Raw genomic sequence first — 26,438 nt, 5'->3', positions numbered from 1 at the left:
AGGAAAGGCAAGGGCATGGTTGCAATCCGGGTGATCCGCGAAGACGGGGCAGACCCCGCCGTGGCGCTTCCCTCTTACGAAACCTCGGGGGCGGCCGGCGCGGACGTGCGTGCCAATCTGCCCGGCGGCGCGCCGATTACGCTGGACCCCGGTCAGCGGGCGCTGGTGCCGACCGGCCTGCGCATTGAAATCCCGCAAGGGTATGAGGTTCAGGTTCGGCCCCGCTCGGGCCTTGCGTTGAAGCATGGGATTACACTGCCCAACACACCGGGCACCATCGACAGCGACTATCGTGGGCCGTTGGGCGTGATCGTGATGAATGCGGGCCAGGAACGGTTCGAGATCGCCCACGGAGATCGTATCGCGCAGCTTGTGGTCGCGCCGGTGGTGCAGGCCAGGTTTGAACTGGCTCAGGCGCTGGGCGAAACCGATCGCGGGGCTGGCGGTTTCGGCTCGACCGGGCGCGGCTGATGCTGTTGGTTTTCATCCTGGCTGCGGGGCTTTGGGGTGTCGGTTATATCGCCGGCACGTCGAAAAAAGCGCGCATGGTTTCCGTGAGTGTGTTGCTGGCCGGCGTCATACTGTCCCATCTGATCTTGCCGGATGGGCACCCTCTTCGCGAAGCAACCGGCGGGTCTGCGGCGCTGTGGCTGATCCTTGTGGGTTTCGTGGCGCTGGCTTTGCTGTATGGCAGAGTACTCAAAGCCTTGCGCAACCGTGCAGTTTCATCTGCGGACCCGGAGCCCAATATGCCCTCGGACCGATTTACCGAGACCGAGCTGGACCGCTATGCCCGCCACATCGTTTTGCGTGAACTGGGTGGACCTGGTCAGAAAAAGCTAAAGAAAGCCCGCGTTCTGGTGATCGGCGCTGGTGGTCTGGGTGCCCCTGCGCTGCAATATCTGGCGGCAGCAGGCGTCGGCACGATTGGTATCATCGACGATGACGTCGTCGAGAATGCCAACCTGCAACGACAGGTCATTCACCGCGATGCGGATATTGAAATGCCCAAGGTCTTCTCGGCCCAGCAGGCGATGCAGGCGCAGAACCCGAACGTCGTTGTTCTGCCCTATCACCGCCGTTTGAGCGAGGAAATCGCCACCGATCTGTTTGCAGATTTCGATCTGATCCTTGACGGGACCGACAATTTCGAGACCCGGTATCTGGCCAACCGAACCGCCGTCGCGCTGGGCAAACCGCTGATATCGGGGGCTTTGTCACAGTGGGAAGGTCAACTGAGTGTGTTTGACCCGGCCAATGGCAGCCCCTGCTATCAGTGTATCTTCCCAGAGGCCCCGGCCCCCGGTCTGGCCCCTTCCTGTTCCGAGGCCGGTGTGATCGGCCCGCTGCCGGGCGTGGTTGGGTCGATGATGGCGGTCGAGGCGATCAAGGTAATAACGGGCGCCGGCATGGCGCTGCGCGGCGAGATGCTGATCTATGATGCGCTGTATGGCGAAAGCCGCAAGATTGTTCTGACCCGCCGGGACGATTGCCCTGTTTGTGGCATGGCAAACGATTAACCTTTCTTCATATGGGTAGGGTGTTCTGGAACACCCGGCCATGGCGACATAGCTATGGGATCAAAGGAGATCCGCATGACCAACCCGATCCTGTCCAATTGGACCACACCGTTTGAAATCGCCCCTTTTTCCGATATCTCGGATGATGATTTCTCGCCCGCACTGGAGCAGGCGATGAAAGAGCATAACGCCGAGATTGATGCGATAGCTGCAAATCCGGATACCCCCACATTCGCCAACACGATCGAGGCGCTCGAGGCCGCGGGCGGGCAACTGGACAAGGTCCTGTCGGTCTTCTTTACGATTGCGGGCGCAGACAGCAACCCAAAGCGGGAAGAACTGCAACGCGCGTTTTCCCCCAGGCTTTCAGCGCATTTTTCGGGCATTTCTTCAAACAAATCGCTGTTCAAGCGTGTTGCCGACCTATGGGCACGGCGCGATGATCTTGACCTGACCGAGGAGCAGGCGCGTGTTCTGATGTTGACCCACCGGGGCTTTGTGCGTGCCGGCGCGGCCTTGGAGGGGGACGAAGACGCCCGTATGCAAGAGATCAAGTCGCACCTCGCGTCGCTGGGCACGGCGTTTACCCAGAACCTGCTGGCGGATGAGCGGGACTGGTTCATGGATCTGACCGAAGAGGATCTGAACGGCCTGCCGGATTTCGTCGTGGACGCGGCACGTGCCGCGGGGCAGGAGAAGAAAGCCAAGGGACCAGTGGTCACCTTGTCACGGTCGCTGATCGTGCCATTCCTACAGTTTTCGCCCCGCCGGGACCTGCGCGAAAAAGCCTATCGTGCCTGGGCCGCGCGCGGTGCCAATGGGGGCGAGACCGACAACCGAGACATCGCGGCCGAGATCCTGGCCTTGCGCGAAGAGCGCGCCAAGCTTCTAGGCTATGACACGTTCGCCGACTACAAGCTGGAAACCGAGATGGCGCGCACGCCGGATCGGGTGCGTGAGCTGTTGATGCAGGTTTGGGAACCGGCCAAGTCCCGCGCCGACGCCGACGCGGAAGTTCTGACGCAGATGATGCAGGAAGACGGCATCAATGGCCCGCTGGAAGCCTGGGATTGGCGGTACTACGCTGAAAAGCGGCGCAAGGCGGAACACGATCTGGATGAGGCCGCGTTGAAACCCTATCTGCAACTGGATCGCATGATCGAGGCTTCGTTTGCCTGCGCCAACCGGCTTTTCGGGCTGGAATTCAAACCGTTGGACGTACCCCTCTATCACCCGGATTGCCGGGCTTGGGACGTTACCCGCGACGGGCAGCATATTGCCGTGTTTATCGGAGACTTATTTGCACGAGGGTCCAAGCGGTCAGGTGCCTGGTGCAGCGCGATGAGGGCACAGGCCAAATTCCCAAAGAAGCAGACACCGGTTGTCATCAATGTCTGCAACTTCGCCAAGGGGGATCCCGCCTTGCTTTCCTATGATGACGCGCGGACCCTGTTTCATGAATTCGGCCATGCCCTGCACCAGATGCTGTCCAACGTGACATATGAAAGCATCTCGGGCACGTCCGTGGCGCGCGATTTCGTGGAATTGCCCAGCCAGCTTTACGAACATTGGCTGGAAGTGCCAGAGGTCCTTGCCGAATTTGCGACCCATGCGGAAACGGGCGAGCCGATGCCGCAGGAAATGCTGCAAAAGGTGCTGAAGGCGGCCAATTTCGATCAGGGATTCCAGACGGTGGAATATGTCGCCTCGGCCCTTGTCGATCTGGCCTTCCACGATGGCGAGGCACCGGCAGATCCGATGGCGAAACAGTCGGAAGTTCTGGCCGGGTTGGGGATGCCGAAGGCCATTGGAATGCGCCATGCCACTCCGCATTTCGCGCATGTCTTCGCAGGCGACGGCTACAGCTCGGGGTACTACAGCTATATGTGGTCCGAAGTGATGGATGCCGACGCCTTTGCCGCCTTTGAAGAGGCGGGTGGTGCCTTTGATCCGGAACGCGCCAAGGCGTTGGAGGACAACATCCTGTCCACTGGCGGTTCGCGCGAGGCAGAAGACCTGTATCTGGCGTTCCGGGGAAGATTGCCGGGGGTTGACGCCCTGTTGAAAGGCCGCGGTCTGATCGCGGCCTGAAATCAGTAGCCCAATGTGCGATCCACCAGGTGCACGAAGGGCTCTCCGGCCTCGCCACGCCGGATGTTTTCGCAAATGACCTGCGCGGCTGTGACCGGGCGGGTCTCGGACGCGATATGAGGGGTCACGGTCACGTTCGGATGTGACCAATACGGGTGGTCGGGGGGCAGGGGCTCGATCCGGAACACATCCAGCGTCGCGTGACCGACCTGACCCGAGTTCAAGGCATCCAGCAGCGCTTCGTCATCAATCAGGGGCCCGCGACCCGGGTTGATGATCCGCGCGCCTTTGGGCAGCAGGGCCAGCGTTTCAGCATTCAACGCGTTTTCCGTGGCAGCGGTGTCAGGCAGCAGCAGAACCAGTATCTCGGCCCGGGAAAGCGCATCACGCAGCCCGTCAGGACCGTGCAGACAGGTTACGCCGGGGATGTCCTTGGCGGTGCGGCTCCAGCCAGTGACCGTGAAATTCAGCGAGGCCAGGGCGCGGGCCGCGGCTTCACCCAACGCGCCGAGGCCCAGAATGCACAGGTTGCGCTGCTGCGCCAAAGGTGGGGCATCCGGGGCCCAGACGCCATCCTGGATGGTGATGTGGCGATCCATTCCCAGATGATAGCGCAGCACATGGCCCACCACCCACTCGGTCATTCCCTGCGTCAGCCCGTGATCCACCATCCGTGCCAATGGGACGCTCAGCGTGTCATTGTCCGCGATCTTTTCGACACCGGCCCAAAGGCTCAGAACCGCCTTCAGGCGCGAAAAGGGCGAAAAATCCAGTAACCCGCCATTCGGAGCGTAGACAACGTAATCAACCTGATCCGGGTCAAATTCCGTACTGATCTCCGCCTCTACGCCAGCTTCTGCAAGGTATCGAGTGAGCAGCGGTTCATACACGGGCCACAGGGCAGGGCGCGCGGAAAACAGAACGTTTACGGGCATCGGGGGCCTTTCAGATCAGCGGGGACGATGGATATGTGCGCTTTGGACGATGCCGAACGCGGCCATCAGCACCAGCATGGCCGATCCGCCATAGCTGACCATTGGCAGTGGGACGCCCACGACCGGTGCCATGCCCATCACCATCGACATGTTGACGGCAAAGAACAAGAAGAAGTTCAGCGCGATGCCCAGAGTAACCAGAGAGGAGAACCGATCCTTGGTGGCCAGCGCGGTCGCCATGCAGAACACAAGGATCAGGGCGTAGAGAACCAAGAGCGTGATGCCCCCGACAAAGCCGAACTCCTCGGCGAGGGTGGTGAAGATGAAATCGGTGTGTTTCTCGGGCAGGAAGTTCAGCCGGGATTGTGTACCCTGCATGAAACCGCGCCCGTTCCAGCCCCCCGATCCAAGGGCGATCTTGGATTGCGTGATGTGATACCCGGCACCCAGAGGATCGGTAGAGGGGTCAAGAAACGTGTCGATCCGGCGGAACTGATAATCCTTGAGCAACTGCCATTCGGTCCCGCGACTGTTGAACACGGCGGCGATCAGGCCCACGACGGCGGCAATGACGGCTGCAAAGTAAGCCCAGTGGACACCTGCAAGAAACATCAGCCCGCCACCGGCGGCCAACAGCAGGATCGACGTGCCGAGATCCGGTTGCTTCAGAACAAGCAAGGTGGGCAGAACAATCAGGGCCACGGGGATGAAGACCCACAGAGGGCGGGACGTCTTGTGCGATGGAAGCCAATCGTAATACGCCGCCAGAACCATGACCAGGGCCACCTTCATGACCTCTGAGGGCTGAAGGCGCATGAACCCAAGGTCGATCCAGCGCTGTGCGCCCATGCCGATGGTGCCGAACAATTCCACGAATACCAGCAATGCGACCGACCCGAGATAGGCCAGAACGGACATGTTGCGCCAGAACCAGATCGGAACCAGAGCAATGATGAACATCGCGATCAGGCCAAGCCCGAACCTCTCCATCTGTGGCTCGGCCCAGGGTGTCCACGACCCGCCTGCGACTGAATACAGCATCAGGAACCCAGCGCTGGCGGTGCTGATCAGCAGCAGGGTCAGCGGCCAGTTCATGTACAGGAACTTCCGAAACCCCGACGGCGTGGATTTCACGGCATATTCTAGATAGCTCATGCGCGGTCCTTTCCGTCTGGACGCGCTTTGGGGCGACGGTCGCCCTCGAGCCGTTTTTGCTGTTCCTTGATGCGCTCGCGGTCGGCAACCGGATATGCCTCAAGCGGCGGAGTACCGTTGTAGAGCGCCTGAAGCATGATATCGCGGGCCACCGGTGCCGCCGCCTTGGACCCGCCGCCGCCATGTTCAACGACCACGGCAACCGCGTATTTCGGATTGTCATAGGGCGCGAAGCAGACGAACAACGCGTGGTCGCGACGTTCCCATGGCAGGTCTTCGTTGCGGATCACGCCGGCGGCACGTTCGGCCTTGGTGATGTTTCGAACCTGACTGGTGCCGGTTTTGCCGGCCATGCGGAACTCGTCCGCGATGATGCGGCTGCGATAGGCAGTCCCCCGCCGGTCGTTCGAGACCGAATACATTGCCTTGCGCACCTGTTCCAGATTGTAGGAGTTGATGTCCAGCGGTTCCCCCGCGCCCGAAGTCTGTTCGATACCGTCGATCGAACGCACAAGCCGCGGTGTAACAGATCGGCCGGTGGCGATACGAGCCGTCATTACGGCCAGTTGCAACGGTGAGGCCAGCATGAACCCTTGCCCGATGGACGCGTTGGCCGTGTCGCCCACCAGCCAATCCTGACCGTGTGTCCGCTGCTTCCATTCCTGATTGGGGGCAAGTCCAGCGGCAACCGCCGACATCGGAATATCGTGCTTGACACCCAGCCCCAATGTACGGGCCATCTCGGATATCTTGTCGATGCCCACCCGCAAGGCCACGTCGTAGTAATAGACGTCGCAGCTGCGTTTCAGCGACAGGTTCAGATCAACCGTGCCATGCCCGCCGCGCTTCCAGCAGTGGAACCGGCGGCTGCCGACCTTCAGGTGCCCGGGGCAATACACTGTGTTGCCGGGGCCTATCACGCCAGCCTCCAGCGCGGCCAATGCAGTGACCATCTTGAACGTCGACCCCGGGGGATAAGTGCCTTGCACGGACTTGTTGGCCAGGGGGCGATACTTGTCCTGCGTCAGCGCCCGATAATCAGCGACCGAGATACCGCGCACAAACAGATTTGGATCGAAACTGGGTGTAGAGCTGACGGCGCGCAGATCCCCGGTTTCGCAATCCAGAACAATGGCAGCCGCGCTTTCACCTGCCAGCCGCGCTTGCGCGTATTGTTGCAGGTCGGCATCGATCGTCAATTGCAGGTCCGCACCCGGCTGACCTTCCTGCCGGTCCAGTTCGCGCATGACGCGCCCGGTGGCGTTGACTTCGACACGCTTTGCGCCGGCTTTGCCACGCAAGGCAGTTTCCTGTTTGGCCTCCAACCCGACCTTGCCGATCTGGAACCGGGGAATCCGCAAAACCGGCTCGGGGTCTTCGAGCTTGCTGAGATCATAGTCGCTGACCGGGCCGACATAGCCGACGATATGGGCGAAATCCTCATAGCGTGGGTATTGTCGCGTCAGGCCGACCTCGGGCGTCACACCCGGCAGGGCCGGGGCATTGACCGCGACTTTCGAGATGTCTTCCCAAGTGACCTGATCCGCCAGAGTCACTGGCAGGAACGGCGCTGATCGGCGCATTTCGGTCCGGGCGCGCTCGATCTCATCATCGTTCAGCGGGATGAGTTCCGACAATTTGGCAATCACCTTGTCGACGTCACCTGCGTCTTCACGCACGATGACGATGCGATAGGATGGTGAGTTCTGACCGATGATCTGCCCGTTGCGGTCATAGATACGTCCACGGGTTGGCGGGATCAGTCGAATGTTGATGCGGTTTTCTTCGGCCAGCAGGCGATATTCGTCGGCCTGATCCACCTGCATGAAACGCATCCGTGCGGCCAGCCCGCCGATAAAAGCCGCCTGCAAACCGCCCAGCAGCAGCGCCCGGCGTGGCAGACGTTTATAGGCAAGGCCCGGCGACTTGGGTTTGCGTTGCTTCATGCCCTGCCTCCTACGGCTCCGGCATCCGCAGCAGACAGGCGGTGGACGCCAAATACGCTTTGGGTCAGCAGCACGATGACCGGGTAGAAGGCGATTGTCAGCACAAGTTGAACCACCACTGGCCACAAGGCGGCCTGCTGCACCGACAAGATCGACAGGACGACTCGGTTCATCAAAAACACCATGGCAATCACCACACCGACAGACATCCATTCTCCGACAAATCCGGTGTCCTTCATACCCGGGGCGGCAGCGCGCAGATAGGCTGCGCCGAACACCACCAGCGCGGCCAGAAGGCCGGGCGGGCGTTGCAGCAGCAGATCCGCCATCAGCATGACAAACGCGACCAACAGGGTGGGCACATAATCGGGGCGCCGCAACACCCAGGCAAAGGTCAGCGCAATCAGCACATCGGGAAAGGGCCAGCGATCCGGTTGCGCATCAAGCGGCAGCAAATGCAGGAACAGCACGACAAAAGCCAGCGCTGCGTAAAGGCCGCGCATGGCCCAGTTGTATGAGGCGGGCCTATCCATCACTTACCTCATCCGGTACAAGCGCTGTTTCGGGTCGCGTTGGTCCGACGATCCCACCCGGATCCTGAATTGGGGGGGGCGAATGGAAGCGCAGAACACGAAGAAACTCGAGCCGTTCAAAATCCGCCGAAAGGCGAACGCGCAGGCGGCCGCCCGGATCCGCGGCGATCTGGCCGATCAGCAGACCTGCCGGAAAAACGCCACCGTCGCCGGATGTGATCACCCGATCACCGGGACGGACCAGCTCTCGGTTTTCCAGGAACTCGACCACTGGGGCCGGGGTGTTATCTCCTTTGATCAGTGCGGTCTGGCCAGAAGGCTGGATCGTTGCCGGAATGGCGCTGGTCGCGTCCGTCACCAGGATCACCCGAGCCGTGTCCGGCCCGACTCCGGAAATGCGGCCAACCAGCCCGATCCCGTCCATCGTGGCCCATCCATCGACGATCCCGTCGCGCTCCCCCACATTCAACAGGACGGACTGCCGGAAGGGTGACCCGCTGTCGGCCATCACGACACCCGTGATGTATGTCAGGCGCGGGTCGAGGCGGACATTGTTCAGATCCAACAGCCGTGCATTTTCCTGCTCCAATTGCAGTGCGGCCTCTTTCCAGGCACGCATCAGGCGCAGTTCACTGCGCAACTCGCGGTTCTGCTCGCTCAGGCGCTGGTAGCTTTGGAAATCGCGCACAAGGTTCACAGCGGCAGTCACGGGCACCATGGCCCAATCCATCGACGGTACGACCGCGTCCACCACCTGCGCGCGGAACCGCTCGACGCGGGGGCTGTCGATCCGCCAGACCAGAAAGATGCCCAGCAAGCACAGGATGACGATCCCCAGCAACAAGCGGCGCAGAGGGGTCGTGTAGTCATCGCGCTGTGATCGGTCTTTTGCCACAGGTTACCTTCCCGTGCTGCTCGTGCCGAATTAAGCCTGTCCCTAGAAGGTGCGCGCCTTAGCTTTCGTAGTCAATCGCGTGGCGCAGCTGTTTTTCGTATTCTAGCGCCTTGCCCGTGCCCAAAGCCACACAATTCAGGCTTTCGTCCGCAATGGACACGGCCAGGCCGGTCTGTTCGCGCAGGGCAAGATCAAGATCGCCCAGCAATGCTCCACCTCCGGTCAGCATGACGCCCCGGTCCACGATATCGGCGGCCAGATCGGGCGGAGTGGTTTCCAGAGCGGTCATCACAGCCTCGCAGATCTGCTGAACAGGTTCCGACAGCGCCTCGGCGACCTGGGCCTGGCTGATCTCGATTTCCTTGGGAACGCCGTTCAACAGGTCACGACCCCGGATATGCATAGACTGGCCGCGGCCATCATCGGGCATCCGCGCCGTGCCGATTGTCGTCTTGATCCGCTCGGCGGTGGATTCACCGACCAGCAGGTTCTGCTGACGACGCAGGTACGAGATAATGGCTTCATCCATGCGGTCACCACCGACGCGGACCGAGCGGGCATAGACGATGTCACCCAGCGACAGAACCGCCACTTCGGTTGTACCACCACCGATGTCGACGACCATGTTGCCGGTCGGGTCGGTGATCGGCATGCCCGCGCCAATCGCGGCGGCGATCGGTTCGGCGATCAGGCCGGCGCGGCGGGCGCCAGCGGACAGAACCGACTGACGGATCGCACGCTTTTCAACGGGTGTCGCGCCATGGGGGACGCAGACGATGATCTTGGGCTTCGAGAAAGTCGAACGCTTGTGCACCTTGCGGATGAAGTGCTTGATCATTTCTTCGGCTGTATCGAAGTCAGCAATCACGCCTTCGCGCATGGGGCGGATGGCTTCGATCGAACCGGGCGTTCGCCCCAGCATCAGCTTGGCATCTTCGCCGACAGCCAGAACTTTCTTCACGCCGTCCTTGACGTGATAGGCTACGACCGAAGGTTCAGACAGGATGACACCGCGCCCCTTGACGTAAACCAGCGTGTTCGCCGTTCCAAGGTCGATGGCCATGTCCGCTGTGAACAGGCCGCCCAGATTGCCAAAGATCCCCATGTTTCCCCTGATCCTGTATGTCGGTTTTTCTACTGCCCGCGACTCGACGGTTCCGGGACGGATGACTTATAGGGTGCCATCACGCCCGGTAAAAGGGCTGATTCCGCGACAATCAGCACCTTTCCGCCTTATTGAATGGGACTTTAGAAGGCAAAATGCTCTCTTATCAACACATTTACCACGCCGGGAATCTGGCTGATGTCCAAAAGCACGCATTGCTGGCCTGGGTGCTGGATTATTTGACGCGCAAGGACAAGCCGCTCAGCTATATCGAAACGCATTCCGGACGGGGGCTGTACCAGTTGGACGCAGACGAATCCATGCGGACGGGCGAGGCAGCGGCAGGGATCGCGCGCGCGAAACGAGAAGGGTGGTTCGGACCCGGACATCCGATGGCGCGGGTTCTGGAAAACGTACAGGCCCGGCACGGTGACGCGGCCTATCCGGGGTCACCGATGATTGCAGCAAGTCTGTTGAGGGATCGGGACAGTCTGCATTTTGCAGAGCTGCACCCCCAGGAACATGCCGCGCTGTCTTTGGCGATGTCGCCGTTCGGGGCGAGGGTGTATCAGCAGGACGGGTTTGAACTGGCGCAATCCCTGCTGCCTCCGACGCCGCGACGGGGAATGTTGCTGATTGACCCAAGCTATGAGGTGAAGACTGATTACGATCGACTGCCCGGCGTGATTGCCAAACTGCACCGGAAATGGAATGTCGGGGTGGTCGCGCTGTGGTACCCTGTTCTGACGGACAAACGCCACGCCCGGATGATCGCGACGCTTGAAGCGCAAAACTTCCCCAAGGCCATTTGTCATGAGGTGACATTCCCACCGGTGCGCGAGGGGCATCGGATGGTGGGATCAGGGATGTTCATTCTGAACGCACCATTCGGCATCGAGGAAGAAATGACACGTCTGTCGCAGCTATTCGCAGGTCTCTGAAGTCAGCCAAAAGAAATGCAACCGATGCTCCCGCCCTGTTTGCCCGCATCAGAGATGCCGTCAAACATGTTGGGCCCGGCAGCGCGCCGCAGGCGCGCTGCCGGGCCCAAAGCTGCAAGGGTGCTCGGCGCAGCCGGGCAACCGCAGGTGCGGGAGCCCCTCGCCGCGCCAATTTGGATCAGGTCAGGTCTTTGTAGCTGATTTCGCGGGCATCGGCGCCCGGGCCGGTCTTTTCCCGGCGCACGATCAGGCGGTTCAGCGCGTGGATATAGGCTTTGGCCGAAGCCACGACGGTATCCGTGTTCGCTGATTGACCCGTGGCGATCATGCCATCTTCTTCCAGCCTGACCGAAACCGTGGCCTGCGCATCGGTGCCTTCGGTCACCGCATGAACCTGATACAGCTGCAAGCGGGCCGTGTTGGGGTAAATCGCACGGATTGCCTTGAAGGTCGCGTCTACCGGCCCGTCACCGTGTTCAGTTGCGATGACGTCCTTGCCGTCGACTTCCAGCTCGACCGTTGATTCCGCCTGCCCGCCGGTGCCGCAGGTGACTTTCATCGACACCAGTTGCAGATAGTCATCCGCCTCATCCAGGGTCATCAGTGCAATGAGATCGTCGTCGAACACTTCTTTCTTGCGATCCGCCAAATCCTTGAACCGCACGAAAATGTCTTTGAGTTGATTGTCGCCAACTTCAAAGCCCAGCGTTTCCAGTTTGTCGCGCAGAGCCGCACGTCCCGAGTGTTTGCCCAGAGGCAGGGATGTGCCCGACAGGCCGATATCCTCGGGGCGCATGATCTCGAAATTATCGCGGTTCTTGAGCATGCCGTCCTGATGGATGCCGCTTTCGTGGGCAAAAGCGTTCTTGCCGACGATGGCCTTGTTGAACTGCACGTTGAAGCCCGACACCGTAGCGACCCGGCGCGAGATATGCATGATCTTGGTCGTGTCGATCCCGGTGTGGAAAGGCATGATGTCATTGCGCGTGCGCATTGCCATCACGACCTCTTCCAGGGCGGTGTTGCCGGCGCGTTCGCCCAGGCCGTTGATGGTGCATTCGATCTGGCGCGCACCACCGATGACCGCCGCCAGCGAATTCGCGGTCGCCATGCCGAGGTCGTTATGACAATGGGTGGCAAAGATCACCTCATCTGCGCCCGGAACCGTTTCGATCAGGCGTTTGATCAGGTCCGCGGATTCCAGCGGCGCAGTATATCCCACGGTGTCGGGGATGTTGATGGTGGTCGCCCCGGCCTTGATCGCGATTTCGATGACGCGGCACAGGTAATCCCATTCGGTCCGGGTCGCGTCCATCGGCGACCACTGCACGTTTTCGCACAGGTTGCGCGCGTGGCTGACCGTTTCGTGGATTTTGTCAGCCATCTCGTCCTGTGTCAGGTTCGGAATGGCGCGGTGCAGCGGAGAGGTGCCGATGAAGGTGTGAATGCGGTTCTGTTCCGCGTGTCTGACCGCCTCCCAGCAGCGATCGATATCGGCGAAATTGGCGCGGGCCAGACCACAGATACGGGCGTTCTTGGCGTTCTTGGCGATCTCGGATACCGCTTTGAAGTCACCTTCGGATGCGATCGGAAAACCGGCTTCGATGATGTCGACGCCCATGTCATCCAGCAGCTCGGCAATCTCGAGCTTTTCGTCATGGGTCATGGTCGCGCCTGGGCTCTGCTCGCCGTCGCGCAAAGTGGTATCGAAGATCAAGACACGGTCTTGGTCGGTCACGTTGGTCATGGGAATCTCTTTCTTGTCTGTCCTAAAGCCTGTTGGCGCGCTGGCGTCCTCCTCTGAGCGGGCGCGCCGGATGGCACGCTCAGAGGCGGATTAGGATCAGTAGGCCACGCAGAACCGCGCCGCGAGGGGCGGCTTTGGCAAAAGGGATATCTGCGCAGTTGATCATGGGTTTGAGGTTATACAGACGCCGCCGGGAATGAAAAGAACCAATTTTCGACAAGTTGCGGCGTAGGGGGGTCGAAATTCCCGCCCCTTGATTGATCCGTCCATGCCGCTAGCTGGTCGCAGATGGATACTGCTTTGATCATTGGTGCGTCCGGCGGGATCGGTGCGGCCGTACGCGAGCAATTGGAGGCACAGGGTGTTGCGGTGACGTGCCTTTCGCGCTCTGTCGAGGGGTTCGATCTGATGGAACCGGACCAAGCGAGTCGGATGCTTGATCGCCTGTCAGGCCCGTTCGATCTTGTTCTTGTCGCTTCCGGGGCGCTGGAAATTTCAGGCAATGCGCCCGAAAAGACCATTCGGTCTGTTTCGGCAAGGGCAATGATGGACCAGTTTGCTCTGAATGCCGTTGGTCCGGCGCTGGTACTAAGCCGGGCCCATCAGTTGTTGCCGCGACAGCGGCGTTCGGTATTTGCTGTTTTGTCCGCGCGGGTCGGTTCAATAGGAGATAACCGGATGGGCGGCTGGATCAGCTACCGCGCGGCCAAAGCAGCGGTTAATCAGATCGTCCATACTTCGGCAATTGAATTGGCCCGGACACATAAACAGGCGATATGTGTTGCGCTGCATCCGGGTACGGTCAAGACAGAATTCACCCGGAAATACCTGGACCGGCATCCCGCCGTTGAACCCGTGGAAGCCGCGCGCAATCTGTTGTCCGTGATCGGCGGTTTAAGCCCGGCAGATACCGGTGGGTTCTTTGACTGGGCCGGAAAACCTGTTCCCTGGTGAGCGATCATTCGCCAGACGGATCTGGTTGTACCGCGTCTGAATCCGGGTCTGTCTGCTGTGCCGGAGTGTCTGCGCCGCCCTGTTGATCCGGGGTTTGATTCGGCAGCACACCGTTTTCCCAGATACCGGTTTCTTCTTGCCCGTTGGCGTAACGCATGGTCCCGCTGCCCTGCCTCTTGTTGTCGACAAAGTTGCCCTCATAGACGTCGCCGTTCGAGTAGGTCGCTATGCCTTCGCCGTTGATTTTGCCCTCGGACCAGTCGCCGACATACTTGAACCCGGCAGGGGTCACGATTTCTCCTTTGCCGTGACGTTTTCCGTTCATGAAATCTCCGGTGTAAACGGTGCCGTCAGAGTAGGTCGCCTTGCCTTTTCCCTGACGGACCCCGTTGACCCAATCCCCGTCATAGATCGAACCGTCCGCGCGGGTCATCACACCCTTGCCGTGGCTTTGCGCGTTTTTGAACTGACCCTTGTAGATCATGCCGGTGGCATAGGTCGCCGTACCCTGGCCTTCGATGACGCCCGCGATCCACTCACCCTCGTAGGTGGAGCCGTCGGGATAGGTGATGCGGCCGTTTCCTTCCGCCAGATCGGCCACGAAATCGCCCACATAGACCGAACCGTCGGGATAGGTCAGCTCTCCCAGTCCTTCTATCTGACCCTGGTTCCAGTCGCCGGTGTACACAAAGCCATCGGTTCCGGTGAACGTGCCCTTGCCATGGCGGCGATCATCGACAAAGTCACCCTCGTAGACGTCCCCTGACGCGTGAGTTACTTTGCCCTTGCCCTGGCGGCGCCCTTCCACAAGCGCGCCTTCATACACATCGCCATTGGCATAGGTCAGACGACCCGTCCCGGTGATCTGGTCCTGTGTCCATTCGCCCTCGTATATCATTCCGTCAGGCATCGTCTGGGTGCCTGTGCCATCGCGCAAGCCGGCATTGACATCGCCTTCGTAGACGCTGCCATCGGCATAGGTGATCGTGGCCTTGCCTTGCCGCTGGCCGTCCACCCAATCGCCATCGTAGACATATCCGTCGGGAAAGGTCAGTTTGCCCTTGCCGTGCCGCTGTGCGTTCCTGAATTCACCCTCATAGCGCGAGCCATTGGCAAATTCAGCGACGCCCGTGCCGTTGATGGATCCGTTGGACCACTCACCGTCATAGCTGCTGCCATTGGCATAGACGATCTTGCCGCGCCCTTCCGGCTGACCTTTGGCGAACGCGCCTTCGTAAACCGATCCATCCGGGTACTTGGTGACGCCCTGACCCTGAATTTCGCCTTCCACCCACTGGCCGGTGTATTCGAACCCGTTGGGCAGCCGATACGTACCCGTCCCGTGGCGCAGGCCATTCTCATAAGTGCCCTCGTAGACGCCGCCCACTTCGTCATCCTTGACGATAACCGTACCGTCCTGCGCAAAAGCGGTCGCAGCTGCCAGGCTCATGGCCACAGCCCCAATTGAGTTTCGGATCACGTTCATTTTGGTCCTGCCTGCCGGATCATCGTTGGTTGCATCCCTGTGCGCAAAACTAGGGTACCGTCGAGGGCAGGGCAACGGGTTTTGCCGCATTGGCCTTTTACTCGCGCGGTGATCTGCTAAATGGCAGTAGGACTGACGAGGCAAGAGGGCAGCATGGCCGACCGTTTCCGCATCACTCTGGCGCAACTGAACCCGACCGTAGGGGATATCGACGGCAATGCGGCCAAGGTCGTTGCCGCATGGGAACAGGGCAAGGCGGCGGGGGCCGATCTGGTGGCGTTCCCCGAGATGTTCATCACCGGCTACAACACGCAGGATCTGGTGCTGAAGCCGGTGTTTCATCGCGCGGCCATGGATGCGGTCGAGTCTCTGGCCGAGAAATGCGCCGAAGGGCCCGCGATTGCCCTGGGTGGTCCGTGGGTCGATGACGGAAAGCTGTACAACGCCTATCTGATCCTGAAGGGGGGGCGGATCACCAGCAAGGTTCTGAAGCACCACCTGCCGAATGAGACTGTTTTCGACGAAGTGCGCCTGTATGATGCGGGTCCTCTGGGCGGTCCGTATTCGGTTGGCAACTTCCGGATCGGCAGCCCCATCTGCGAGGATGGCTGGCACCCGGACGTCGCCGAAACGCTTGAGGAATCCGGGGCCGAGTTTCTACTGATTCCCAATGGATCGCCCTATTTCCGGAACAAATACGATGTACGTCTGAACCATATGGTCGCGCGCGTGGTCGAAACGGGCCTGCCGCTGATCTATTTGAACATGGTTGGCGGGCAGGATGATCAGGTCTTTGACGGCGCCAGCTTCGGTCTCAACCCGGGCGGAGAACTGGCCTTCCGGATGCCGGTATTCGACGAAGTGATTGCGCAGGTGGATCTTGAGCGCGGCGATGATGGCTGGCGCATTGTGCCGGCTGAGATCGTGCCCCAGCCGGATGTGTGGGAGCAGGACTATCGCGCGATGGTGCAGTCCCTGCGGGACTATATGGGCAAGACCGGTTTCAAAAAAGCAGTGCTGGGATTGTCCGGAGGGATCGATTCCGCGTTGGTGGCAACTATCACGGTGGACGCTATCGGGGCCGACAACGTTCGCTGTGTGATGTTGCCGTCGGAATATACCAGCCAAGCGTCATTGGACGATGCCGAGGCCGTCGCCAAGGCGCTGGGTGTGCACTATGACCATGTGCCGATTTCTGAAAGCCGGGCTGCCGTCACCAACACACTCGCTCCGCTGTTTGCGGGGTTGGACGAAGGGTTGACCGAGGAAAACATCCAGTCCCGCCTGCGCGGGCTTTTGCTGATGGCGATCTCGAACAAGTTTGGTGAAATGCTGTTGACCACCGGCAACAAGTCCGAGGTCGCTGTGGGTTATGCCACGATCTATGGCGACATGAATGGCGGCTACAACCCGATCAAGGATCTGTACAAGACCCGCGTGTTCGAAACCTGCCGCTGGCGCAACGCCAATCATCGAGACTGGATGATGGGGCCTGACGGAGAGGTCATTCGCCCGTCCGTCATCGACAAACCCCCCAGCGCCGAACTGCGCGAGGATCAGAAGGACAGCGACAGCCTGCCGGACTATCCGGTACTGGATGGGATACTTGATATTCTGGTCGATCAGGACGGATCCATCGCGGATTGCGTCGCCGCCGGATTTGACGAGGCAGATGCGAGAAGGGTCGAACATCTGATCTATATCAGCGAGTACAAGCGGTTCCAGTCCGCTCCGGGCACGCGCTTGAGCAAGCGGGCATTCTGGCTGGACCGGCGGTACCCGATCGTGAATCGCTGGCGCGAACGTCGCTGAAATCGAAGCCAGTTCTGCAAGATCGGAAACAGTGACGTTTCCTTTACGCGCTTTGTTCCCAGATCGGGGGGTGTTGCCTGTTAAATGGGGCAAAAAAGGCCACCCCAGACTTGTTTGGATGACATTTTTCTGACACATTTTTGCTTGGAAGTTGCCCAATGTGGGGCGGATGCGACGTATTGTTTGTTGAAGTTGCAAAGCTGATTTTGGTGAACGCGGCGTATCCGGGGTTGAATGTCTGAGTGAATGGTTTGGTGTTAAAATGTACGAGGATTATGAAAGATCGCTTCATGCGCCTTTGAAGTGGCGTACGATGGAATCTCCGCCGCAAGAATTGGACGAAGAAAAGCTGGATGCAGCAATTGCCGATCTGTTGAATGAGCAGCGGCAGTCGGAAGATCAGAGAGTGGCGATGTTGCGGCCAGAGTTTCCGCAATTGCTGCCACAGGAAGATGTGTCTGCACAAGCGGCACTGAAAGAAAAACGGTTGTCCGCGATCTTGCGCCAGAAATGGGCGGAACTGTCCGGCGCAGCGTAACCTTCGGCCCGCATTCATAACCTCAGGCGTCTGGGTCACAGATGCCAAAATTCGCGTGGTCGCGGTGACGGTTTGTATTGCCTATGCTTTGTCTCTTGGTCTCCATAACGGTCCAAGCGACAGAGTAAGGCCTATCGATGACCGCGCCCAAACCGACTCCTGTAGAACCTGATCTTGCCCTGCCCAAAACCGTTGATGTCGTGGTCATCGGCGGCGGAATCATCGGCGTTTCAAGCGCGTTGGAACTGGCCGAGCGGGGTGCCTCGGTTCTTTTGTGCGAAAAAGGGCAGATTGCCGCCGAACAGAGTTCTCGCAATTGGGGGTGGGTCCGTCTTGGGATGCGGGACCCAAGGGAAATTCCCCTGATGCAGGAATCGTTGCGCATCTGGCAAACGCTCGATGACCGGCTGGACCGCAAGACAGGTTTCACCCGATCCGGTATTCTTTTTGGTGCATCGGGCAAGCGGGATGCGGGGAACATGGAGCGTTGGCTGTACCACGTGGAGGGTTTGCAGACCGGCGCGCGGATGGTTTCGGGCGGTGAGCTGGCAGACCTTTTGCGCGGCAACCAAACGGGCTTTGAAACAGCGCTGTACATGCCGCAGGATGGTCGTGCCGAACCTCAATGGACAGCCCCCGCCATTGCCGAAGCTGCGCGGGCTCGGGGCGCGGTGATCATGACGAATTGCGCCGTGCGCAGCGTGGACGTTCAGGCTGGACGTATCGCCGGTGTCTTCACCGAACGCGGCAGAGTTGCCAGCGGGCGCGTCGTTCTGGCCGGGGGCGCGTGGTCGCGCCTGTTTGCAGGCAATGCGGGGATCGAACTGCCGCAGCTGAAAGTTCTGAATACGGTCCTGCGCACATCTCCCATCGCAGAGGGGCCTGAGGCGGCGTTGTGGTCGGATGATTTTGCGATCCGAAAGCGGGCCGATGGCGGTTACACAATTGCGTCCGGTCATGAGAATACCGTTGACATCGTGCCGGACAGTTTTCGATTGGCGATGCAGTTCCTGCCGGCATTTGTGCAGGAATGGAAATCTCTGCGCTTTCGCCTGTCCAAACGCTGGACGATCGAAGCAAAACAGGACCGGAGATGGCTGCCAACCGATGTGACACCATTCGAAAAGTGCCGGATCCTGGACCCTGAGCCGTCGCAAAAAACGTTGCGACGCGCCTGGGCCAGTGCATGCAAGGGATATCCCGCTGTACAAAAAAGCGAGATCGTACAAAGCTGGGCAGGTATGATCGATGTGACGCCGGATGCCATTCCAGTCATCTCGGGTGTGGATGACCTGCCGGGAATGTACATCGCCACCGGGTTTTCAGGCCATGGTTTTGGGATCGGCCCCGGGGCGGGGCGGCTGATGGCTGATCTGGTTTCAGAAACAGTGCCTTGCGTGGACCCGGCTGCCTTTCGCCTGTCGCGGTTCAGCGACGGTTCAAAAGTGCGACCGGATCCGGGGTACTGACAGCCTAACCCATCATCTGGTAGCTGACCGGGACAAAGCGGAAGCCTTCTCCGCGTGCCTCAACATAGCCTGCACCGGGGAAAGGCATGTGATAGCCGACCATGGGCACTTTGTCGGCAGCCAGCATGCCAAGGACATTGCGGCGCGCGGCAGTTGCTGCGGCCTTGTCCATGTCAAACCGGACTTCCCATTCGGGATGAGCGAAAGACCAGACATAATGGTTGGCCAGATCCGCCGTCAGCACCAGACGTTGCCCGTTGCTTTCCAGATGATAGACCGTGTGGCCTGGTGTATGGCCATAAGCGGCAACCGCGGTAATGCCCGAGGCGACCTCGCCCCCGTCTTCGACAAAGGTCATTTTCTCGGCCAGTGGTGTGACTTTTTCGGCGACCAGATCGCCCACGCGATTGCCTGCGTCCTGCGCAGCCCAGAAATCATATTCCGGAGAAGCCGTCACGTAGCGCGCATTGGCGAAGGTGGGCGCGCCTTCGGTCGTCATGCCACCGATATGGTCAGGGTGCATATGCGTTATCACGACCACATCGATCTGATCCGGGGTTACACCCGCATCTGCCAGCGCGGCCTGTATGCCACCTTGCCCCAGACCGGTATCAAACAGAACCAGCTCTGAGCCTGTGTTGACCAGCGAGGGGGTAAAGAAAAACTGTGCGACGTCTGCGGGAATGAAGTTCTCAGCCGAAACCTTGGCGAATTCTTCGTCCGACGCTCCGCCCCCAAAAATCTCTTTGGCTCCGTCGCGTGGAAAGCTGCCATCCAGCAGGGTCGTGACCGTGAAGTCGCCAACATGAAATGACTTGGCGATGGTCGAGTTTGCTTTGGTTTCCGGGCTTGCGGCCAGAACCGGTGCGGCTGCGGTTGCAAACGGCAAGGCGGCGGCAGTTCCCAAAGCGGCGCGGCGCGTGAGTTTCATTGTCATCTTCGTTCTCCCTGTCACGACTTCATTGTTGCAGTTAGGGCGTCGAGAGTCTCTTGCCAGTTTATACGCCATTCAGATGGGGTGCATGGATGAATATTACGTGTTAATTTTTGTTCATGGCGCGATCAGACAACAAGACAGTTCCGACGGATCAAAGCGTCGAGCATTTCCTGACAACGGTTCAACCTGCGCGCCGTGCCGAAGACGCGCACCAGCTTGACAAGCTGTTCCGCGCCACCACCGGGTTTGAACCGCTGATGTGGGGGCCGTCGATCGTCGGGTATGGCCGCTACCACTATCGCTATAAATCGGGTCGGGAAGGGGACTTTCTGGCAACCGGTTTTTCGCCGCGCAAATCAGCTTTGGTGATTTACATCATGCCGGGTTACGCAGATTTTGCGGATCTCATGGCCAGATTGGGAAAGCACAAACTGGGCAAGTCCTGTCTTTACGTCAACAAACTGGCGGATATCGATACGGGCGTTTTGGGCGAACTCATTCGCGCCGGATTGGACGACCTCGACAGGGTGTGGCCGGTGAAACCATTCTGAATCACCTGATGGATCAAGCGGCGGCTGGACAAAAACGCCCCCATGTGACAAGAGCCGCGCCAACAGGAGACACCCATGACAACCACCCGTTTCGCCCCGTCGCCCACCGGTTACATCCATGTGGGCAACCTGCGCACCGCCCTGATGAACTATCTGATTGCCCGCAAGGCAGGCGGTACGTTCATCCTGCGCATCGATGATACCGACCCCGAACGGTCGAAAGAAGAATATGTCGATGCCATCAAGCAGGACCTGGAATGGCTGGGTTTGCATTGGGACCGGGTCGAGCGTCAGTCGGACCGTCTGGATCGCTATGCCGAAGCGGCCGACAAGCTGCGCGCGATGGGTCGTTTGTACGAGGCATTCGAAACGCCGACCGAACTGGATCTGAAACGCAAGAAGCAACTGAACATGGGCAAGCCGCCGGTCTATGACCGCGCTGCGCTGAACCTGTCGGAGGCCGAAAAAGAAGCCTTGCGCGCCGAACGTGGCAACGGCGTCTGGCGCTTCAAGCTGGATCATGAACGTATCGAATGGAATGACGGCATTCTTGGCGACATCTCGATTGATGCGGCTTCGGTTTCCGATCCGGTTCTGATCCGTGGCGATGGTCAGGTTCTCTATACGATTGCGTCGGTTGTGGATGATACTGAAATGGGCGTAACTGATGTCGTACGGGGTTCGGACCATGTGACCAACACGGCGACGCAGATCCAGATCATCGAGGCGCTGGGCGGGCGTTGTCCGCGTTTTGCCCACCATTCTCTGCTGACTGGTCCGCAGGGTGAGGCATTGTCGAAACGGCTGGGCACGCTGGCTTTGCGCGATCTTCGCGAACAGGGTGTGCAACCGATGGCGTTGCTGAGCCTGATGGCGCGTCTGGGCTCGTCTGATCCGGTTGAGCTGCGCTCGGAAATGGCCGCGCTGATCGACGGATTCGATGTGAACCGGTTTGGTGCCGCGCCGACCAAGTTCGATGTACAGGACCTGTTCCCGCTGACCGCCAGGTATTTGCAATCGCTGCCGCTGTCCGATGTGGCCGGTGCCGTTGCGGATGCCGGTGTTCCCGATGAATTGGCAGAACCTTTCTGGGCCATGGCCCGTGAAAACATCACCACCCTGGCCGATCTCAAGGGCTGGTGGGAACTGTGCCGTGACGGGGCAGATCCCCTGATCGCCGATGAAGATCAGGAATTCATTGCCCAGGCGATGGCTTTGCTGCCCGAAGGTCCGTTCGACGGCGAGACCTGGAGCACCTGGACCAAAGCCGTGAAAGAGGCAACCGGTCGCAAGGGCAAAGGTCTGTTCATGCCGCTGCGCAAAGCGCTGACCGGCAAGGAGCGCGGCCCGGAAATGGCAGCGCTGATGCCGTTGCTACAGGTGATCCGCGCGCGCGGCTAACGTGGTGGCACATCAGAGTTCTGGGCCACGTCTTCGGCGTGGCCCTTTTTTGTTTACGCTGGTTGCACAAATCGAACCGACAAACTGGTCAGGCGGTCATCGACAAAATCACGTTCGACAGGTTTGAGTTGCTGGTGGCGTGGATAACGCGGTTCGGCGCGATCATTCAGGATCGGGGCATCCCATCCGGTTGTCGTCTCAAAGAATCGATCCGCGCCGTCCTCGCCGAATGCCCGCAAGTAACCTTGCACGACAACGTCGATATAGCTGAGCAGCAATGGATGGTGATTGCTGGGCTCGTTGTGCCGATCCTGAGGGACGGCGTAGACAGCTATTTCGACATCGTGCGTCAGGGGATGTGAAACCGACTGCGTTGCAGGAATTCGGTCATACGCCCATTCCCGTTCATCCAGCGCGGCCCAGTCATTTTTTGGAACATGCGCAATCATGCCTTCGATCTCTGACTCCGGATCGGGCACGGCAGTCAGAAACGCCACGGGTCGCAGATCGGTATGCCGCCAGGCCCGCCGCCAACCTTTCAGTCGCGCGGGGCGCGGATCGGGGAAATCATGCGTCGCGAGGTTCACAAGGCTGCCATAGCCAAAGAAATAGGGGTCGGCCATCCGAGAAGTGTCCTTTGGGTCGATTGATGTATGTCAAACCGCTTTTTTCCCGGACATGCAATAAGGTTGCATCTTGATTTTAGGGAGGCCCTCATGCGGATTACCAAACGGACGAATATCGCTGTGCGCCTGTTGATGTATTGCGCAGCTCACCCGGACAGGCTGGTGACGAAATCCGAAATCGCCGAAGTGTGCAACATTTCCGAAAACCATCTGGCGCAGGTGATCAATCAGTTGAGCCAGCTGAACTATCTGAGCACGCAGCGCGGTCGTAACGGTGGCATGTCGCTGGCGCGCCCCGCGGATCAGATCCGCATCGGTGCGGTGTTCCGGCATGTTGAAGGGGCTTTGCCTATTGCCGAGTGTTTCGCCGACGCTGACAACACGTGCCCGCTCACGGATGCCTGCCGGCTGAGGCTTGCGCTTCAGGACGCGGCAGAGGTGTTTTATGCGTCTCTGGACGATGTTACCCTGGATGCGCTGGTATGTGACAATGATCCGCTGCTGAGGCTCTTGCAGCCTGTGGCCTGCGTGCGCTGATTTCAATCGCTTGCGCGCAATATGCGCGCCGGACGCACCGAAAGTGGACGCAGGGCAAAAACCAGCCCGGCACATAACGTGACGCCTATCCCGGCCAGAACGATGCCGAAGGCCGATGACCAGATGACCGTGAACTCTGTGTCGAAGATGTAGGTGGCAACGGCCCAGCCGCCCAGGATACCAACGAACAGCGCGACGTAACCCGCGGCGGCCCCAAGCAGAACAGATCGCAGGCCAAAGCTGCGCAGGATATGGCCGCGGTCTGCACCCAGTGTCCTGAGGATTGCTGCTTCGTACCTGCGGGCAGGTTCGCCCGCCGCCGCTGCACCGATCAGCACCAGAAATCCGGTCAGCAGGGATACTCCCGCGCCATACGAGGTTGCTGCGGCGATGCCTGCCAGCAGGCCCGAGACGCGATCAATGGCGTCGCGCACCCGGATGGCCGTGATATTGGGGAACTGGCCGGCAAGATCCCGCAGGATGGCTGCCTCGGCCTGTTCGTCGGCATAGACCGTCGCGATAAAGCTGTGCGGCGCACCCGCCAGCGCAGAGGGGTTCATCGACATGACAAAGCCCATTCCCGCGGTAGAGAAATCCACCTCGCGCAGGGACGTCAGTTCTGCCGTGATGTCACGCCCCAGGATATTGACGGTCAGTTGGTCGCCCAGGTTCAGGCCCATCTCTTCGGCTTCTTCCGCGGCGAAACTGACCTGAGGCGCACCTGCGTAATCTTCGGCCCACCATTCCCCTGCGGTCAGGCGTGTGTTCGGCGGAGGTTGAACCGAATAGGTCACGCCGCGATCCCCTTCCAGAACCCAGTGATCTCCGGCCACGTCCCGAGCGGGCCGGCCGTTGATCTGCGTGATGATCCCGCGCAACATCGGCGCGCTTTCAATGCGGCTGACCGCGGGGTCGCTTTGCAGGCGTTCGGTGAAGCCGGGCATTTGATCTTTCTGGATGTCTACAAAGAAGTACGACGGCGCCACATCCGGCAGGTTGCCCGAAATGGCGTTGCGCAGGGTGCCGTCGATCTGCCCGACCGCTGCCAGCACCGACAGGCCCAGCCCCAGTGACAGAACCACAGACCCTGCGCCCTCGCGTGGGTCCGAGATGGCCGACAACGCCCATCTGACGGTGGGCCGCCCGCGGGCCAACGAAGCCCCAGCCCGGGCCAGTTTGCGAATGGCATAAGCGGCGAGGGCCAACAGCGCCAGTGCACCGACAAGCCCGCCACCGGTCCAGACAGTAAGCCGCGTCGAGCCGCTGAACCATGACGCCAGGGCGATCAGCAACAACAGTCCGACACCCGTTGCCACGACGTAAATCAGACGTGGAAAGGGGCGGGCCGAGCTTAACGCGTCGCGAAACAACGTCGCGGCGCGCACATCCTCGGTGCGGGCCAGAGGCCAGAGTGTGAACAGGAACGCTGTGAGCAGACCGTATATTGCTGCCTCGATCAACGGCTGTGGATATAGGGAAAACACTGCGGGAACCGGCAATTGGCTTTCCAGCAGCGGGGCCAGAACAAGCGGCGCCAACCCACCCAGCGTCAGGCCAATCACAATCCCGAAGACGGACAGAACGCCAATTTGAATCATGTAGGTTTGAAAAATGGTGGCGCGATCGGCCCCCAAGGTGCGCAGCGTCGCAACGGTTTCCGTCTTCTGCGTCAGATAAGCACGCACGGCGGCAGACACGCCGATGCCGCCGACGGCAAGCCCCGACAGCCCGACAAGGACAAGAAAGGCACTCAGGCGATTGACGAACTCGGATATCCCGGGGGCACCGTTGCGCGCGTCCGTCCAACGCATCCCGGTGCCTTCGAATGCTGCATCAGCTTTTGCGGATACATCCGAAAGATCTGCGTTCCGGGGCAGGATCATCCTGTACTTGGTCGAAAACAGCGTTCCGGGTTCCAGCAGACCGGACGCCTGCAACGCCTTGGTTCGAACCAGAGTGCGCGGCCCAAGGCCAAACCCATCCGCCGCACTGTCGGGCTCGTCCAGCAAGGCAGCCGTCAGGATGAACTCTTGCGTCCCAAGTGAAAACCGATCACCGACGGACAACCCAAGCCGGTCCATCAGCACAGGTTCCATCACCGCCCCGGGCAAGCCGGAACTGCCGTTCAGGGCGTCTTCCAGCGGGATCTCGGGTTCCAGCAGTACCGAGCCGACAAGTGGGTACGCGGCGTCGACCGACTTGACCTGAGTCAGCGCTCGTTCCGGACCTGTCGCGCCGGGCACGACGGCCATCGAGCGGAAATCGACAATCTCGGAAACGCCCGCAGACGTCTGTTGCATCCACGCGCGTTCGGCCGGGTCGGCAAATCGATAGGTGAACTCAAGCTCGGCATCGCCCCCCAGCAGCGAGGCTCCTTCCTGAGCCAGTCCCGTCTGGATGGCTGTACGGACCGAACCGACGGCCGCGATGGCCGCGACCCCCAACGCCAAACAGGCCAGAAAGATCCGAAAACCACTCAGGCCTCCGCGTAGCTCGCGGCGGGCGAGCCGCCCGGCCATCCGCAGGCTCATTCAGCGGCCTCCTGCCGGGTCTCTTCGGCGATCCTGCCGTCACGCAACCGAACGACCCGATCACATCTTTCGGCCAATGAATGGCTGTGTGTCACCAAAACCAGGGTTGCGTCGTATTTCCGACGCAGACCAAACAGCAGATCAACAATTGCGGCCCCGTTGGTTTCGTCCAGGTTCCCGGTCGGTTCATCAGCCAACAGGATTTTGGGGCGCGGCGCAGATGCTCGTGCCAGGGCAACACGCTGTTGTTCTCCGCCCGACAGTTGCGCCGGGTAGTGGTCGCGACGGTGCGATAGGCCCACGGCGTCCAGCTCTTGCTCGGCCCGGTCGAACGCATCCTTGTGCCCCGCCAGTTCCAGTGGGGTTGCTACGTTTTCAAGCGCCGTCATTGTCGGGATCAGGTGGAAGTTCTGAAACACCACCCCCATACTGTCGCGCCGAAACCGGGCCAGTGCGTCCTCATCCATGTCGGTCAGGTCCTGACCCAGCGCCACGATTTGACCACGCGTGGCCTGTTCCAACCCGCCCATCAACATCAGCAGCGAAGACTTGCCCGAACCCGAAGGCCCGATAAGCCCCAGCGTCTCGCCCTTGTTCACGGTCAACGTAATGTCATGCAGAATATCGACCCGCCCGGCATTGCCATCCAGTGACAAAGCGGCATTTTGGAGGGCGAGAACAGCAGTTGTCATGGGTCTACCCGAAAAAGGAGCGGTCTTTTGGGATAT

General features: G+C 60.1%; 23 protein-coding genes. 11 read left to right on the top strand and 12 right to left on the bottom strand.

The genetic code is table 11. From position 1 onward, the window contains the following. Positions 1 to 15: 15 nt before the first annotated feature. The 3 genes from dut (at position 16) to AC2FF8_RS06615 (ending at position 3,611) form a co-directional block, all read left to right on the top strand. Positions 16 to 471 carry a dUTP diphosphatase gene (dut, locus tag AC2FF8_RS06625; protein ID WP_171641698.1) on the top strand — a complete coding sequence of 152 codons (456 nt, stop codon included), beginning with the start codon at positions 16 to 18 and terminating at the stop codon, positions 469 to 471. After that, on the top strand, positions 471 to 1,520 hold the full coding sequence (locus tag AC2FF8_RS06620) for a HesA/MoeB/ThiF family protein (protein WP_496879230.1): 1,050 nt from the start codon (positions 471 to 473) through the stop codon (positions 1,518 to 1,520). The genes dut and AC2FF8_RS06620 overlap by 1 nt, the downstream gene beginning before the upstream one ends. A 75-nt stretch (positions 1,521 to 1,595) precedes the next feature. Further along, positions 1,596 to 3,611 carry a M3 family metallopeptidase gene (locus AC2FF8_RS06615; protein ID WP_496879229.1) on the top strand — a complete coding sequence of 672 codons (2,016 nt, stop codon included), beginning with the start codon at positions 1,596 to 1,598 and terminating at the stop codon, positions 3,609 to 3,611. A gap of 2 nt (positions 3,612 to 3,613) precedes the next feature. On the opposite strand, the gene AC2FF8_RS06610 is transcribed toward AC2FF8_RS06615, so the two are convergent. Genes AC2FF8_RS06610 through AC2FF8_RS06585 form a run of 6 tightly spaced genes read right to left on the bottom strand, consistent with a single transcriptional unit; the run spans position 3,614 to position 10,180 of the window. Further along, a complete protein-coding gene (locus AC2FF8_RS06610; protein ID WP_496879228.1) occupies positions 3,614 to 4,546 on the bottom strand; it encodes a 2-hydroxyacid dehydrogenase in 933 nt (310 codons plus the stop codon). A gap of 15 nt (positions 4,547 to 4,561) precedes the next feature. After that, entirely contained in the window at positions 4,562 to 5,701 is a 1,140-nt protein-coding gene (gene rodA, locus AC2FF8_RS06605; protein WP_170346415.1) for a rod shape-determining protein RodA, read from the bottom strand. Further along, positions 5,698 to 7,647, bottom strand: coding sequence for a penicillin-binding protein 2 (gene mrdA, locus AC2FF8_RS06600; RefSeq protein ID WP_496879227.1), 1,950 nt, complete (start codon positions 7,645 to 7,647; stop codon positions 5,698 to 5,700). The genes rodA and mrdA overlap by 4 nt, the downstream gene beginning before the upstream one ends. Further along, positions 7,644 to 8,180: a rod shape-determining protein MreD gene (locus AC2FF8_RS06595; RefSeq protein WP_496879226.1), complete on the bottom strand. Its 537-nt coding sequence runs from the start codon at positions 8,178 to 8,180 to the stop codon at positions 7,644 to 7,646. The genes mrdA and AC2FF8_RS06595 overlap by 4 nt, the downstream gene beginning before the upstream one ends. Continuing rightward, entirely contained in the window at positions 8,173 to 9,075 is a 903-nt protein-coding gene (gene mreC / locus AC2FF8_RS06590) for a rod shape-determining protein MreC (RefSeq protein WP_170346418.1), read from the bottom strand. The genes AC2FF8_RS06595 and mreC overlap by 8 nt, the downstream gene beginning before the upstream one ends. Before the next feature lie 58 nt (positions 9,076 to 9,133). Beyond that, on the bottom strand, positions 9,134 to 10,180 hold the full coding sequence (locus AC2FF8_RS06585) for a rod shape-determining protein (protein ID WP_039523195.1): 1,047 nt from the start codon (positions 10,178 to 10,180) through the stop codon (positions 9,134 to 9,136). Positions 10,181 to 10,335: 155 nt separating this feature from the next. On the opposite strand from AC2FF8_RS06585, the gene AC2FF8_RS06580 reads away from it, so the two are divergent. After that, the gene (locus AC2FF8_RS06580; protein WP_496879225.1) at positions 10,336 to 11,121 is read left to right on the top strand and encodes a 23S rRNA (adenine(2030)-N(6))-methyltransferase RlmJ; all 786 of its coding nucleotides are present in this window, start codon (positions 10,336 to 10,338) and stop codon (positions 11,119 to 11,121) included. Positions 11,122 to 11,299: 178 nt separating this feature from the next. On the opposite strand, the gene AC2FF8_RS06575 is transcribed toward AC2FF8_RS06580, so the two are convergent. Continuing rightward, a complete protein-coding gene (locus AC2FF8_RS06575) occupies positions 11,300 to 12,868 on the bottom strand; it encodes a 2-isopropylmalate synthase (protein ID WP_425078907.1) in 1,569 nt (522 codons plus the stop codon). A gap of 288 nt (positions 12,869 to 13,156) precedes the next feature. On the opposite strand from AC2FF8_RS06575, the gene AC2FF8_RS06570 reads away from it, so the two are divergent. After that, positions 13,157 to 13,822 (top strand): SDR family NAD(P)-dependent oxidoreductase, encoded by a 666-nt coding sequence (locus tag AC2FF8_RS06570; RefSeq protein WP_480683598.1) that lies wholly within the window; start codon positions 13,157 to 13,159, stop codon positions 13,820 to 13,822. A 4-nt stretch (positions 13,823 to 13,826) separates the two neighbouring features. Here AC2FF8_RS06570 and AC2FF8_RS06565 read toward each other — a convergent pair whose 3' ends face one another. After that, positions 13,827 to 15,308, bottom strand: a complete 1,482-nt coding sequence (locus AC2FF8_RS06565; RefSeq protein ID WP_496879224.1) for an MORN repeat-containing protein — start codon at positions 15,306 to 15,308, stop codon at positions 13,827 to 13,829. A gap of 153 nt (positions 15,309 to 15,461) precedes the next feature. On the opposite strand from AC2FF8_RS06565, the gene AC2FF8_RS06560 reads away from it, so the two are divergent. The 3 genes from AC2FF8_RS06560 (at position 15,462) to AC2FF8_RS06550 (ending at position 19,127) form a co-directional block, all read left to right on the top strand. Then, a complete protein-coding gene (locus AC2FF8_RS06560; RefSeq protein WP_170346423.1) occupies positions 15,462 to 17,120 on the top strand; it encodes an NAD+ synthase in 1,659 nt (552 codons plus the stop codon). A 313-nt stretch (positions 17,121 to 17,433) separates the two neighbouring features. Then, positions 17,434 to 17,658, top strand: a complete 225-nt coding sequence (locus AC2FF8_RS06555; protein WP_496879223.1) for a hypothetical protein — start codon at positions 17,434 to 17,436, stop codon at positions 17,656 to 17,658. A 137-nt stretch (positions 17,659 to 17,795) separates the two neighbouring features. After that, positions 17,796 to 19,127, top strand: a complete 1,332-nt coding sequence (locus AC2FF8_RS06550; RefSeq protein WP_496879222.1) for an NAD(P)/FAD-dependent oxidoreductase — start codon at positions 17,796 to 17,798, stop codon at positions 19,125 to 19,127. Between the two features lie 4 nt (positions 19,128 to 19,131). On the opposite strand, the gene AC2FF8_RS06545 is transcribed toward AC2FF8_RS06550, so the two are convergent. Further along, positions 19,132 to 20,064 carry an MBL fold metallo-hydrolase gene (locus tag AC2FF8_RS06545; RefSeq protein ID WP_496879221.1) on the bottom strand — a complete coding sequence of 311 codons (933 nt, stop codon included), beginning with the start codon at positions 20,062 to 20,064 and terminating at the stop codon, positions 19,132 to 19,134. Positions 20,065 to 20,180: 116 nt separating this feature from the next. On the opposite strand from AC2FF8_RS06545, the gene AC2FF8_RS06540 reads away from it, so the two are divergent. Together AC2FF8_RS06540 and gltX are read left to right on the top strand one after the other, a co-directional pair. Beyond that, the gene (locus AC2FF8_RS06540; RefSeq protein WP_425078902.1) at positions 20,181 to 20,615 is read left to right on the top strand and encodes a DUF1801 domain-containing protein; all 435 of its coding nucleotides are present in this window, start codon (positions 20,181 to 20,183) and stop codon (positions 20,613 to 20,615) included. A gap of 75 nt (positions 20,616 to 20,690) precedes the next feature. After that, entirely contained in the window at positions 20,691 to 22,016 is a 1,326-nt protein-coding gene (gene gltX, locus AC2FF8_RS06535; protein WP_496879220.1) for a glutamate--tRNA ligase, read from the top strand. 53 nt (positions 22,017 to 22,069) lie between these two features. On the opposite strand, the gene AC2FF8_RS06530 is transcribed toward gltX, so the two are convergent. Continuing rightward, positions 22,070 to 22,639, bottom strand: a complete 570-nt coding sequence (locus tag AC2FF8_RS06530; RefSeq protein ID WP_496879219.1) for a gamma-glutamylcyclotransferase family protein — start codon at positions 22,637 to 22,639, stop codon at positions 22,070 to 22,072. A gap of 93 nt (positions 22,640 to 22,732) precedes the next feature. Between AC2FF8_RS06530 and AC2FF8_RS06525 the strand changes: the two genes are divergently transcribed. Next, positions 22,733 to 23,179, top strand: a complete 447-nt coding sequence (locus AC2FF8_RS06525; protein ID WP_170346430.1) for an RrF2 family transcriptional regulator — start codon at positions 22,733 to 22,735, stop codon at positions 23,177 to 23,179. A 2-nt stretch (positions 23,180 to 23,181) separates the two neighbouring features. Here AC2FF8_RS06525 and AC2FF8_RS06520 read toward each other — a convergent pair whose 3' ends face one another. Both AC2FF8_RS06520 and AC2FF8_RS06515 read right to left on the bottom strand, forming a co-directional pair. Next, on the bottom strand, positions 23,182 to 25,710 hold the full coding sequence (locus tag AC2FF8_RS06520) for an ABC transporter permease (RefSeq protein ID WP_496879218.1): 2,529 nt from the start codon (positions 25,708 to 25,710) through the stop codon (positions 23,182 to 23,184). Then, complete coding sequence (locus tag AC2FF8_RS06515) at positions 25,707 to 26,402, bottom strand: ABC transporter ATP-binding protein (RefSeq protein ID WP_170346432.1); 696 nt, start codon at positions 26,400 to 26,402, stop codon at positions 25,707 to 25,709. The genes AC2FF8_RS06520 and AC2FF8_RS06515 overlap by 4 nt, the downstream gene beginning before the upstream one ends. Between the last annotated feature and the right edge of the window lie 36 nt (positions 26,403 to 26,438).

It is taken from the genome of Ruegeria sp. YTSA144, from assembly GCF_059610125.1.
This window is presented reverse-complemented; position numbering and strand designations above follow the sequence as displayed.